The organism is Sorangium sp. So ce693, assembly GCF_051521375.1.
GTDB classification, from domain to species: domain Bacteria; phylum Myxococcota_A; class Polyangia; order Polyangiales; family Polyangiaceae; genus Sorangium; species Sorangium atrum.
In genome coordinates this window covers 11,924,418-11,938,493 of record NZ_CP150347.1, presented here as the reverse complement: position 1 = coordinate 11,938,493, position 14,076 = coordinate 11,924,418, and the positions used below count along the sequence as shown (strand labels likewise).

Below are 14,076 nucleotides of genomic sequence, written 5' to 3'. Positions count from 1 at the left end.
GTTCTTTCATGCGTGAGGATGTCTTCGTTTTTCCGATGAGCTTCGTCCAGGAGCGGCTGTGGTTCCTCGCCCAGCTCGAGCCGGAGAGCGCCTCTTACAACCTGGCCACCGCCGTGCGGCTCGCCGGGTCGCTCGACGTCTCCCTGGTGGAGCGGTGCGTCTCAGAGATCGTGCGCCGGCACGAGGTCCTGCGCACGACGTTCGACGTCGTCGACGGCCTGCCCTCGCAGATCGTCCACGCCGACGGGGCGCCGCGGATCGAGCGGATCGACCTCGGCGCGCTGCCAGCGGCGCAGCGGGACGCCGAGGTCCGGCGGCTGATCGAGCGCGAGGCGCGGCGGCCGTTCGACACGGCGAGCGGACCGCTCCTCCGGCTCACGCTCCTGCGGCTCGGATCGGAAGAACACATCCTCCTGTGGGTCGTGCATCACCTCGTCTTCGACGGGTGGTCCACGAGCCTCGTCCTCACGGAGTTCGCCGCGCTGTACACGGCGTTCTCCGCGGGCCGGCCCGCCGCGCTCGCCGACCTGCCGCTGCAGTACGCGGATTTCGCGCACTGGCAGCGCGAGCGCGTGGAAGGCGGGCTGCTCGAGGCCCAGGTGGCCTACTGGAAGAGGCAGCTCGATGGGCAACCTGGGCTGCTGGAGCTGCCCGCGGATCGCCCGCGGCCCGCGATCCAGCGGTTCCGGGGAGCGCGGCATTTCTTCCGGGTGCCGGGCGCGCTCGCCGGGGCGCTCGGGGCCCTCGCGCGGCGCGAGGAGACGACGCTGTTCGCGGTGCTGATGGCGGGGTTCCAGGCCCTCCTCGCCCGCCGCGCGGGGACATTCGATATCAGCGTGGGCACGCCGGTGACGAACCGGAGCCGGGCCGAGCTGGAAGGGCTGGTCGGCTGCTTCGCCAACACCGCCGTTGTCCGCGCCGACCTCTCCGGGGATCCGCCGTTCGCGGCGCTGCTCGCCCGGGTCACGGGGGCCGTGCGCGGGGCGCAGGCGCACCAGGAGGTGCCGTTCGATCAGGTGGTGGAGGCCGTGAGCCCGGTCCGGGACCTGAGCCACGCGCCGCTCTGCCAGGTGATGTTCGCGCTCCAGCCGGCGCGGCGGCAGCCCTTCGCGATACCGGGCATCGAGGTGCGCCTGCTCGATCTGGACGTGGGCGGCGCCCAGTTCGATCTCTCGCTCAACCTCGCGCCCGACGAGGACGGGCTGGCAGGCGCCCTCGAATACGACACGGACCTGTTCGACGCGGGCACGATCGCGCGGACGGCCGATGAGCTGCTGCGCCTGCTGGCAGGCGCGGCGGCGAGCTCCGCGACGCGCCTGTCGGAGCTGCCGCTGCTTGCGGCCGAAGAGCGGCGGCAGGTGCTCGAGTGGGGCACGGCGGGGGCGATCGGAGAGACGCCGCGCGCCGCGCACCGGAGGTTCGAGGAGCAGGCCGCGCGGGCGCCCGGGGCGACGGCCGTCGTCCACGAGGCGCAGCAGATCACGTACGGCGAGCTGGATCGGAGAGCCAACCAGCTGGCGCAGCTCCTCCGGCGGCGCGGGGTGGGGCCGGAGGTCCGCGTGGGCATCTGCCTGCCGCGGTCGATCGGGAGGATCGCTGCCGTGCTCGGCGTGCTGAAGGCGGGCGGCGCGTTCGTCCCGCTCGACCCCGATCTCCCCCGGGCGCGGATCGCCGAGGCGATCGGCGGCGCCGGGATCCGCGTGATGATCGCGCAGGGCGACGCGGCGGCCGAGCCGCCCCCCGGCGTCGACGTTGTCCACCTGGACGCGGCCTGGACGTGCGTGCTCCACGAGCCGTCCACACCGCCGGCCGGCGAGCCGGCGCCCGAGCAGGCGGCGTGCGTGCGCACGACCTCCGGCGCGGCGGGGACGCCCGAGAGCGTCGTTGTGCCGCACCGGGCGATCGCGGGCTTCGCCGATGGCGCGGCGGCGGCCTACGAGATCTCGCAGGGCGACCGGGTGCTGGAGCTCGCGTCGCCGAGCCTCGACGCGGGCGCGGTGGAGATGTTCGCGTGCCTCGCGCGGGGCGCGACGCTCGTGCTGCCCACAGAGGCGGCGCTCGAGTCGGCGTCCGGGCTCATTTCGGCGTGCGGAGCGTCGGGCGTGACCGTGGCGGTGCTGCCGACCCTCGTCTGGCACCGCGTCGTCGCGGGGCTCGACGAGGGCCTGGCGCTGCCGTCGTGCCTCCGGCAGGTCGTCCTCACCGGCGAGGCAGCCTTGCCCGCGCGCGTGCGCGCCTTCCGGGCGTCGCCGGGGGCCGCGCGGGTCCGGTTGCTGAACGCCTACGGCGCGACCGAGACCACGGCGACGGCGGTGGCGTGTGATCTGACGGCCGCGGACCCGCGCGACGGGTGGGCGGTCGCCGTCGGCCGGCCGCTCGCGGGCGCGCGGGCCCACGTGCTCGACCCCGCCGGTCAGCCGGTGCCGGCCGGCGTCGTCGGAGAGCTGTACCTCGGAGGCCAGGGCCTCGCGCGCGGGTACCTGGGGCGCCCGGATCTGACCGCGGAGCGCTTCGTCCCCGATCCCTTCGCCGATCAGCCGGGAGAGCGGCTGTACCGCACCGGGGACCGGGCGCGGTGGCGGGCCGACGGGCAGCTCGAGCTCGCCGGCCGCGTGGATCACCAGGTGAACCTGCGCGGCTTCCGGATCGACCCCGGGGCGGTCGAGGCGCGCCTCGCCGAGCTGCCCGGGGTGCGCGAGGCGGTCGTGATCGCGCGGCAGGACCGGCCGGAGGAGCGACGGCTCGTGGCGTACGTCGCGACCGGCGCGGACGCGGCGCCGGAAGAGCTGCGGCGCGCGCTGAAGGAGCGGCTGCCGGACTACATGGCGCCCTCGGCGCTCGTGGCGCTGAAGGAGCTGCCCCGCACGCCGCGCGGCAAGATCGACAGGCGCGCGCTGCCGGCGCCGATCGAGGAGAGCGGCCAGGCCACGACGCCGCGCACGGAGGCCGAAGCGACGCTCGCGGGGATCTGGGCGGAGCTCCTGGGAAGGCAGGCCGTCGGGGTCCAGGAGAACTTCTTCGAGCTGGGCGGCGACTCGATCCTCGCGCTCCAGGTCGTCTCACGCGCGCGGGCCGCGGGCCTCTCGCTCACGCCCCGGCAGGTCTTCCAGCACCAGACGATCGCCGGTCTGGCCGCGGTCGCGGCGTCGGGCTCGGCGCCGGCCGCGGACGCGCAGCTCGCGATGCCGCTCCCCGGCGACGCGCCGCTCACGCCCGTCCAGCGCTGGTTCTTCGAGCTCGGCGGGCCGAACCCGCACCACTGGAACCAGACGGTGCTGCTCGAGCTGCGGCGGCGGGTCTCGGTCGAGGCGCTCACGGCCGCGATCGAGGCGGCGGTCGAGCACCACGGCGCGCTCCGGCTGCGGTTCACGCGCGAGGAGGGCGGGTGGAGCCAGTACTTCGCGGACTCGCCCCCCGCGGCGGTCGCGCGGGTCGATCTCTCGGACCTGCCCGCCGAGGCGCAGCCCGCGGCGCTGGCCAGCGCCGCAGCGGAGCACCAGGCGCGCCTCCATCTGGCCGACGGGCCGGTCCTCTGCGCTGTGCTGTTCGATCTGGGCCCGGAGCGCCCCGGCCGGCTCCTGCTGGTCGCCCATCACCTCGTGATCGACGCTGTCTCGTGGCGGATCCTGATCGAGGATCTCCAGACCGCCTGCCAGCAGCACGAGCGTGGCGAAGCGATCCGGCTCCCAGAGGAGATCGTCTCGTTCGGTGAATGGGCCTGGCGCCTGTTCACGCAGGCCCAGTCCGAGGAGGTGACCCGACAGGCGGAGGCGTGGCTCGCCGCGAGCCGCCCCGCGAGGGCGCTGCCCGCCGACGATCCGGCCGGCGCGTCGCTCGAAGCGGACACCGTGTCGCTGACGCGGTTCCTCGACGCCGAGGAGACGCGCGCGCTGCTGCAAGCCGCGCCTGCGTACCGGCTCCGCGTGGACGAGGTGCTGCTCGCGGCGTTCGCCGGAGCGCTCGCGCAGTGGACGGGCGATCCCGCGGTGCTCGTCGATCTGGAGGGGCACGGGCGCGACGCGCTCGACGACCTGGATCTCTCCCGCACGGTGGGGTGGTTCACGAGCATCTACCCCGTCCGGCTGGAGATCCCGGCCGGCGCGGCGCCCGAGCGCGCGCTCAAGGCGCTGAAGGAGCAGCTCCGCGCGGCCCCGCAGGGCGGCGCCACGTACGGGATGCTCCGGTACCTGAGCGAGGACGCGCAGGCGGCGCGGCTCCGGGAGCGCGCCGCGGCGCAGGTGCGCTTCAACTACCTCGGGCGGTGGGACGATCTCTTCGCGTCGAGCCCGCTGTTCGCGCATGCGGAAGGCTACGTCGGGCGCAACCAGGATCCGCGCGCGCCGCGGGGCTACGAGCTGGAGGTCGACGCGGCCATCGTCGACGGGCGCCTCCGGATGATGTGGAGCACCAGCGGCGCCCGCTATCGGCCCGAGACGGTGGCGCGCGTCTTCGAGGACTTCGCGGCGCGGCTGCGCGCCCTCGTCGCGCGCGGCGTCGGCCCCGACGCCGGCGGCTACACCCCCTCGGACTTCCCCCTCGCGCGGCTCGATCAGGCGAGGCTGGACCGCCTGCTGGGGCCTGGCCACGACGTCGAGGACGTCTATCCTCTGAGCCCGCTCCAGCAAGGGCTGCTGTTCCATAGCCTGTGGGAGCCGGGCTCCGGCGTTTACGTCGAGCAGGTGACGTGCAGGCTGGAGGGGGCGCTCGACGTCGACGCGTTCCGCGAGGCCTGGCAGGCCGTGGCCCTGCACCACGGCGTCCTGCGCACGACCTTCGCGTGGGAAGGCGCCGACGAGCCGCTCCAGGTCGTGCGGCGCGGGGCGGCTGTGGCGGTCGAGATCGAGGACTGGCGCGGCGCGCGCGACGCTGGCGCCGAGGCGCAGCGGGCGCGCCTGGAGGCCCGGATCGAAGCGGATCGCGCGAGGGGCTTCGATCTCGCCCGGGGCCCGCTGATGCGCGTCGCCCTCCTGCGCGTGGCGGACGACGCCTACCAGTTCCTCTGGAGCCACCATCACCTCCTCCTCGACGGGTGGGCGGCGTCCCTCGTCCTGCAGGACGCCTTCGCCGCGTACGACGCCCTGCGCGCCGGCCGGCCGGCCGCGCTGTCGCCTCGCCCGCGTTATCGCGAGTACATCGGCTGGCTGCGCGAGCGGGACGCGAGCGCCGACGAGGGGTTCTGGCGGGGCGCGCTCGCGGGCTTCAGCGCGGCGACACCGCTCCCCCTGGAGCGCGTTCCGCCGACGGATGACGCGAGCGGCCACGGGGCGACGATCGTGTCGCTGCCGGAGCCGGTCACGGCGCGCCTCCAGCGCTTCGCGCAGCAGCACCGCGTGACGTTGAGCACGCTGGTCCAGGCCGCCTGGGCGCTCCTGCTCAGCCGAGCTGCCCGCACCGACGACGTTGTCTTCGGCGTCACGGTCGCCGGGCGGTCGGCCCCGCTCGCCGGGATCGACGCCATGGTGGGGATCTTCATCAACACGCTGCCGCTGCGCGTGGCCGTTCCGCAGGCGGCGACCGTCGCCGACTGGCTGCGCGATCTCCTGAGGACGACCACCGATCTCGGCCCGCACGAGCACACGCCGCTGGCCCAGGCGCGGGGCTTCAGCGCGGTTCCGGCGGGACAACCGCTCTTCGAGAGCCTCGTCGTCTTCGAGAACTATCCGACCGATCCTCGGACCCAGCAGGGGTTGCCCGGGCTCGCGGTCCGCGACGTCGCGTTCTCGGACCAGACGAACTACCCGCTCACCCTGGCCGCCCTGCCGGGGGCTCAGCTCCAGCTGCGCCTCTCCTACGATCGGCGGCGGTTCGACGAGGAGGTCGCCTCACGACTCCTCGGCTTCGTGGAGGTGGCGCTCCGGCAGATCGTCAGCCGCCCCGAGGCGCGGGTCGGAGAGCTGTCGCTCGTCGGCGAGCTGGAGTCGAGGCGCGTCGTGACGGCGTGGAACGCGACCGAGCGCGCGTATCCGGGCGAGCTGCACGTCCACGAGCTCTTCGAGGCGCAGGCGGCGCAGACGCCCGACGCGGTGGCCGTGATCTTCGGTGAGCGGCGGCTCAGCTATCGAGAGCTCAACGCGCGCGCCAACCGGGTGGCGCACGCGCTCAGGAAGCGCGGCGTGGAGCCGGACGTGCTCGTCGCCATCGCCGCGGAGCGCTCCGTCGAGCTGGTCGTCGGGCTGCTCGGCATCCTGAAGGCCGGCGGGGCGTACGTGCCCATCGATCCCGATTACCCCGCCGATCGGATCGCCTACATGCTCGAGGACGCGGCCGCGCCGGTCCTTCTGAGCCAGTGGCCCGTGGCCTCGCGCCTGCCGCCCCACCGCGCCCAGGTGCTGTGCCTGGACGTGGATCGCGCCAAGATCGACAAGGAGCCTGCCCAGAACCCCGCGGTGGCCGTCTCGCCGGACAACCTCGCTTACACCATCTACACATCGGGCTCGACAGGCAGGCCCAAGGGCGCCGGCAACAGCCACCGTGGCCTGCTCAACCGGCTCCAGTGGATGCAGGAGCGCTACGGCCTCACCCCGCAAGATCGGGTGTTGCAGAAGACGCCCTTCAGCTTCGATGTCTCGGTCTGGGAGTTCTTCTGGCCCTTGATGATCGGCGCCGGCCTCGTCGTCGCGAGGCCGGGCGATCACCGCGACGGCGATCGGCTCGTCGAGCTGATCACGCGGAACGGCGTCACCACGCTGCACTTCGTCCCGCCCATGCTCCAGGCGTTCCTGGAGACGCCTGACGTGGCCTCGTGCACGTCGCTGCGCCGGGTCATCTGCAGCGGCGAGGCGCTGCCGGCGGAGCTCGCGCGGCGGTGCTTCGAGCGGCTGCCGGACGCCGAGATCCACAACCTCTACGGGCCCACCGAGGCGTCGATCGACGTCACCTTCTGGGCCTGCCAGCGAGACGACACCTCCGCCTCGGTGCCGATCGGGTACCCCATCGCCAACACGCAGATTTACCTGCTCGACCGCCAGGGCCAGCCCGTGCCCGCCGGCGTCGCCGGCGAGCTCCACATCGGCGGCGTCGGCCTCGCCCGCGGCTATCACCGGCGTCCTGACCTGACCGCGGAGCGCTTCGTGCCCGATCCGTTCGGCTCCGCCCCCGGAGGGCGGCTGTACAGGACAGGCGATCTCGCGCGCCACAGGCCCGACGGAGCCATCGAGTTCCTCGGCCGCCTCGATCACCAGGTCAAGATCCGCGGCCTGCGCATCGAGCTCGGCGAGATCGAGGCGCGCCTGCTCCAGCACCCCGGCGTCGGCGAGGCCGTCGTCCTCGCCCGGAGCGAGGCCCACGGCGGAAAGCGCCTCGTCGCCTACGTCGCGGGCCGCGACGGCGCGGCGCTCGATCCGCAGTCGCTCCGCGCCTGGCTCGCCGAGGCCCTCCCGGCCTACATGGTGCCCGCGCCCATCCTCGTGCTCGAGCGGCTGCCGCTGTCGCCCAACGGCAAGGTCGACCGGCGCGCCCTCCCCTCCCCCGAGCAGCTCGAGGCGCCGGCCCATCGCCCCCACGTCGCGCCGCGGACCGAGCCGGAGCGCTTCCTCGCGGAGGTCTGGGCCGAGGTGCTGCGCCGCGAGCAGGTCGGCGTCGAGGACGACTTCTTCGAGCTCGGCGGGGACTCCATCGTCACGCTGCAGATCATCGCGCGCGCCGCGCAGCGCGGGCTGCGGCTGACGCCCAAGCAGATCTTCACGCGCCGCACGATCGCCGCGCTCGCCGGCGATCTCGCCGCGGCGCCGGCCGCGCCCCTGCCGCCCGCCCCGCCCGTCGAGATCGCGCCGTTCAGCCTCGCCCGGCTGGAGCGGGCGCAGCTCGACGCGTTGCTGCAGGCCGACGACGGCATCGAGGACGTCGTCCCCGCGTCCCCGGTGCAGCAGGGCATGCTCTTCCACTCGCTCCTCACGCCGGAGGACAGCCCGTACTTCAACCAGATCGTCTGCCGGTTCACGCAGGGCCTCGACGTCGAGGCCTTCTCGCGGGCCTTCGAGGTCCTCAGCGCGCGCCACGCCATCCTGCGGACGGGCTTCGTCACCGGCGTCGAGGAGCCGCACCAGGTCGTGCGGCGCGCCGCGCGCTTGCCCATCGAGGTCCTCGACTGGCGGGAGGTCCCGGAGGCCGAGCAGGCGGCGGCGCTCGAGCGCTTCCTCCGGGACGATCGCCGGCGGGGCCTCCGCTTCGAGGAGCCGCCGCTCCTGCGGGTCTCGGTGCTGCGCCTCCCGGAGCGCGTCGACCAGATCGTCTGGAGCGTCCACCACGCGCTGCTCGACGGCTGGTGTCAGGGGCTGATCCTGAAGGAGTGGCTGACCTATTACGACGAGGCGCGCCGCGGCGCGCTGCGCGCGCGGGAAGAAGCGCCGCCCTACGCGCGCTACGTCGCATGGCTCGAGCGGCAGGACATGGCGGCCGCCGAGGCCTTCTTCCGGGCTCACCTGAAGGGGCTGACCGCGCCGACTCCGCTGCCGGAGCGCGACGAGGCCGAGGCGGCGCCGGGCTTCCGCGAGCGCCACGCGCGGCTCTCGCCGGACGCGACGAGGGCGCTCCAGGGCTTCGCGCAGGCGCAGGGGGTGACGCTCAACACCGCCGTGCAGGCCGCGTGGGCGCTGCTCCTGGCCCGTTATAGCGGCGAGCCGGACGTGCTCTTCGGCGTCACCGTGGCCGGCCGCCCCGCCGACCTGCCCGAGGCCGGCTCCATCATGGGCGCGTTCATCAACTCGCTCCCGCTGCGCCTCCGCGTCGCCCCGGAGATGCGGCTCGGGGCGTGGCTCCGCCAGATCCAGGAGCTCAACCTCGAGCTGCGCCAGTTCGAGTACAGCCCGCTGGCGCAGGTGCAGCAGTGGAGCGACGTGGAGCGAGGGGCGCCGCTCTTCGAGTCGCTGCTCGTCTTCCAGAACTTCCCCATCGACGACGCCGTCGACGAGCACAGGAAGGCCCTCGGGATCGAGGTGAGCACGGCGGAGGCCTGGACGAACTACCCGCTCACCGTCTACGTGACCCCGGGGCGCGAGCTCTCGCTCTTGCTCTCGTTCGACGGGCGGCGCCTCGACGACGGCTCGGTCGCCCGCATGGCCGCGGCCCTGTGCGCGCTGCTCGAGCGCATGGCGGCCCAGCCCGGGGCGCGGCTCGCCGAGCTCGCGCTCCCCGACGACCCGGAGCTCTTGCGGTTCATCGCGGAGCGGAACGCGACGCGGCGGGACTACCGGTCCAGGCCGTGCCTGCCGAAGCTGCTCGCGGAGCAAGCCGCGCGGACGCCGGACGCCGTCGCGGTGACGTGCGGGCACGACCAGCTGACCTACGGCGAGCTGAACGCCCGCGCCAACCGGCTGGCCCACCACCTGCGCCAGCAGGGGGTCGGCCCGGGGACGCTGGTGGGCCTGTGCGTCGAGCGCTCGCTGGAGATGCTCGTGGGAGCGCTGGGCATCCTGAAGTCGGGCGGGGCGTACGTCCCGCTCGACCCGGCTTATCCGCGCGAGCGGCTCCGCGCCATGCTGGAGGACTCCCGCCTGCCGCTCCTGCTCACGCAGGAACGCCTGCTGCCGGCGCTGCCTGGCACCGGCGCCGGCGCCGGCGCGCGCGCGATCTGCCTCGATCGGGACTGGCCCGCCATCGCCGGCGCGCCGGCTCACGATCCGGCGCCGCGCGCGGGCGAGGAAGACCTCGCGTACGTCATCTACACGTCGGGCTCCACGGGTCGGCCCAAGGGGGTCATGGTCCGCCACGGGGGCGTCGCCAACTTCCTCCTGTCGATGCAGGAGCTGCTGGCGCCGCCGGCGGGCTTCGTGCTGCTCGCCACCACGTCCATCTCGTTCGATATCGCGGTGCTCGAGCTGTTCCTGCCGCTCCTGTCGGGCGGGCGCGTGGTGCTCGCCCACCGCGAGGACGTGGCCGACGGCGAGCGCCTCGCCGCGCTGCTCGGCGCGTCCGGCGCCACGTGGATGCAGGCCACGCCGACGGGCTGGAAGATGCTGCTCGACAGCGGCAGCCCGCGGCTCGCCGGCGTCACCGTCCTCTGCGGCGGAGAGGCGTTCCCGCGGGAGCTCGCGCGCAGGTTCCTCGACGCGGGCGTGTCGCCCTGGAACCTCTACGGACCGACGGAGACGACCGTCTGGTCGAGCCTCCACCGCGTGACGGCCGACGGGTTGATCCCGCTCGGGAGCCCGGTCGACAACACCGAGATCCACGTGCTCGATCGGCAGCTCTCGCCCGCGCCTTTCGGCGTGGCGGGCGAGGTCTACATCGGGGGCGCCGGCCTCGCGCGCGGGTACCTCGATCGGCCCGATCTGACGGCCGAGCGCTTCGTCCCGGACCCCTTCAGCCGGGAGCCCGGCCGCCGGCTCTACAGGACCGGCGACCTGGCGCGGCTCCGGCGCGACGGCGCGATCGAGTTCCTCGGGCGGGCCGATCATCAGCTCAAGATCCGCGGCCACCGGATCGAGCCAGGCGAGATCGAGGCGCAGCTGCGGGCGCACCCGGGCGTGCGCGACGCGGTGGTCGTGGCCCTCGAGGACGCGGGGCTCCTCCGCCTCGTCGCGTACGTCGTGCCGGCGCGCGGCGCGACGCTCACAGCGGACGGGCTGCGCGCATCGCTCCGGGAGCGGCTGCCCGAGCCCATGGTGCCCTCGGCGTACGTGTGGCTCGACGAGCTGCCGCTCACCCCGAACGGCAAGCTGAACCGGAAGGCCCTGCCCGCCCCGGGGCTCGCCTCCCGCGAGCAGGCCGGGAAGCCCCGCACCGCGACGGAGGAGGCCGTGGCCGCGATCTGGGCCGAGGTGCTCGGCCTCGAGGCGGTGGGCGTGGACGAGACCTTCTTCGAGATCGGCGGCAACTCGCTCCTGGCGACGCGCGTGATCGCCCGCGTCCGCGCCGCGTTCCAGGTGGAGCTGCCGCTCAGATCGGCCTTCGATCACCCGACCGCGGCGCGGCTCGCCCGCGCCGTGGACGACGCCGTCGGGCGGCGGCAGGGCGTGACGCTGCCGCCGATCACCCCGCAGCCCGAGGACGGCGCGCCGCCGCTCTCGTTCTCCCAGCAGCGCCTGTGGTTCCTGGCCCAGCTCGAGCCCACGGCGGCCTCGTACAACATCCCGGCGGCCGTGCGCCTCGTCGGGCCGCTCGACGTGGACCGGCTGCAGCGCGCGTTCGAGGCGGTGGTCCGCCGTCACGCGTCGATGCGCACGACGTTCGCGGAGATCGACGGCCAGCCGGCGATGATCGTCCGCGCGGAGCAGCCCGTCGCGATCGCGATCGTCGACCTCCGCGCCGCGCCCGGAGCGGATCGCGAGGCGCAGGCGCAGCGCGCGCTCGAGGCGGAGGCGAGCCGCGCCTTCGATCTGGTCGAGGGGCCGCTGTTCCGGATCACGCTGCTCCGCCTCGGCGAGCGCGAGCACGCGCTGCTCGTGGTCCTCCACCACATCGTGTCGGACGGGTGGTCCTTGAACCTCCTCGTCGACGAGGTGATGGAGCTCTACGCCGCCGACGCGGCGGGCCGCGCCGCGGCGCTCCCGTCGCTGCCTGTCCAGTACGCCGACTACGCCCGGTGGCAGCGCGCGTGGCTCGCCGGATCGGCGCTCGACCAGCAGCTCGCGTACTGGCGGCGGCGGCTCGGCGCGGAGCCGCCGGTGCTTCGGCTGCCCACGGATCTGCCGCGGCCCCCGGCGCGCTCGTACCGGGGCGCTCGCCACGCCTTCACGCTCCCGGGCGAGCTCTCGGCGGCGCTCGGCGCCCTCGCGCGCGGCCAGGGGGTCACCTCGTTCATGCTGCTCCTGGCCGCGTTCGAGGTGCTGATCGCGCGCTACAGCGGGCAGACGGACCTCTGCATCGGGACGCCGATCGCGGGCCGCACCCGCGTGGAGGTCGAGGGGCTCATCGGGCTCTTCGTCAACACGCTCGTCCTGCGGGCGGACGTCGGCGGAGATCCGAGCTTCCCCGAGCTGCTCGCGCGCGTCCGCGAGGAGGTGCTGGCGGCGCAGGCGCACCAGGACCTGCCGTTCGAGCAGCTCGTCCAGGCGCTCCGGCCCGCGCGGGACCTCGGCCACACGCCGCTGTTCCAGGTGATGTTCTCGCTCCAGGACGACCCGCGGGGCGCGCCGCCGCTCGACGACCTCGAGATCCGACGGCTCGACGTCGATCCCGGCAGCGCCCAGTTCGACCTCTCGCTCCACATGGCGGCGACGCCGGAGGGGCTGCGCGGCTCGTTCGAGTACAGCACCGATCTCTTCGAGGAGCGCTCGATCCGCCGCATGGCGGACGACCTCCTCACGCTGCTGGCGGGGATCGCCGCCCGGCCGACCTCCCGGCTCGGCGAGCTGCCGCTGCCGGAGCCGCGCGTCCCGGCGCACCCGGAGCCGCTCGAGGCCGCGCGCCAAGACGACGCCGCCGGCGCGGTCGGCGCAGCGGCGGACGCGGCGCCCGTCACCGCCGTCGAGTCGCGGCTCGCGGAGATCTGGGCCGCGGTGCTGGGCCGCGAGCGCGTCGGCCGCCACGACAACTTCTTCGAGCTGGGAGGCGACTCGATCCTGAGCCTTCAGGTCGTCTCCCGCGCGAAGCAGGCGGGCCTGCGCCTGACCGCCCGCCAGATGTTCCAGCACCAGACCCTCGCCGCGCTGGCGGCCGCCGCGGGCCTCGCCACGGACGCCGCTCGGGCGCCGGAACCGGACGAGGAGGGCGCGGCGGCGGGCGACGTCCCGCTGACGCCGATCCAGCGGCGGTTCTTCGCGCGCAACCTGCCGAACCCGCACCACTGGAACCAGGCGCTCCTGCTCGCCGTCGCCGAGCCGCTCGAGTGGCCGGCGCTGGAGGCCGCCGTGCAGGCGCTCCTCCGTCACCACGGCGCGCTGCGGCTGCGCTACGTGCCCGAGGAGCGCGGCTTCCGCCAGACGCTCGCGCCCTCCCACGAGCCCGCCGCCGTCGTCCACCAGACGGACCTCACCGGCGTGCCCGAGGCCGAGCAGCCGGCGGCGATCGAGGAGCACGCGTCCCGGTGGCAGGCCAGCCTGGACCTGACCGCTGGGCCGCTCCTGCGCGTCGTCGGCTTCGAGCTCGGCGCCGGCAGGCCGGGGCGGCTGCTGCTCGTCGCGCACCACCTGGTCGTCGACGGCGTGTCGTGGCGCGTCCTGCTCGAGGATCTGGAGGCTGCCTACGATCAGGCCCGCCGCGGGGCGCCGCCGCAGCTGCCCGACAGGACCACCTCCTTCGCGCGGTGGGCGGCGCGCCTCGACGCGGCGGCCCGGGACGCCGCCCTCCAGGAAGAGGCGGCCTTCTGGCTCGGTCTTCCCTGGGATCGCCTCGCGCCGCTGCCGGTCGACGAGCCGGCGGGGGATCGCGCGGAGACGGCCATGGCCACGCTCAAGATGGGCCTGAGCGGGCCGGAGACGCGGTCGCTCCTGGAAGCCGTGTCGGAGGCCTACCGGACGCGCATCGACGAGTTCTTGCTGGCCGGGCTGGCCCTCGCCCTCCAGCGGTGGACCGGCCAGCGGCTCTCGGCGATCGACGTCGAGGGCCACGGGCGCGAGGCGCTCGACGGGGAGGACCTCGACCTGTCGCGCACCGTCGGCTGGTTCACGAGCGTCTACCCGGTGCTGCTCGAGATCGCGCCGGGCGCTGCGCCGGGCGTGGTGCTGAAGGCGGTGAAGGAGCAGCTCCGCCGCGTCCCGCGGCGCGGCCTCCCCTACGGCGCGGTGCGGGAGCTCGGGACCGGGGCGATCGCGGATCGGCTGCGCCGCCTGCCCGCGCCCGGGGTCGGGTTCAACTACCTGGGGCAGTGGGACCAGGTGGTCGGCGCCGGCGCGCGGTTCTCGCTGGCCGCGGAGTCGCCCGGCGCCCAGCACGACCCGCGCAGCCCGCTCGCGTACGAGATCGAGATCGACGCGGCGGTGTACGACGGCCGGCTCGAGGCGACCTTCCGCTACAGCGCCGCGCGGTACCGGGAGGAGACGATCGCGGCGGTCAGCGCGCTGTGGCGCGACGCGCTGAGAGAGCTGATCGCGCACTGCCTGTCACCCGACGCCGGCGGCTACACGCCGTCGGACTTCACCGACGTCGCGCTCGCGGCGGATGAGCTGGACTCCATCCTGGAAGCCTTGGACTGACGCC

Annotated in this window: 1 protein-coding gene and 1 pseudogene; both read left to right on the top strand. The window is 74.6% G+C overall.

All coding sequences use genetic code 11. The features are described 5' to 3' along the window. Positions 1–8 precede the first annotated feature (8 nt). Positions 9–7,709 (top strand): annotated as a pseudogene (locus WMF14_RS44525) (amino acid adenylation domain-containing protein); the annotation flags it as partial. Further along, positions 7,695–14,072: an amino acid adenylation domain-containing protein gene (locus tag WMF14_RS44520; RefSeq protein WP_437804407.1), complete on the top strand. Its 6,378-nt coding sequence runs from the start codon at positions 7,695–7,697 to the stop codon at positions 14,070–14,072. The pseudogene WMF14_RS44525 and the gene WMF14_RS44520, both read left to right, overlap by 15 nt. The last annotated feature ends 4 nt before the right edge of the window (positions 14,073–14,076 follow it).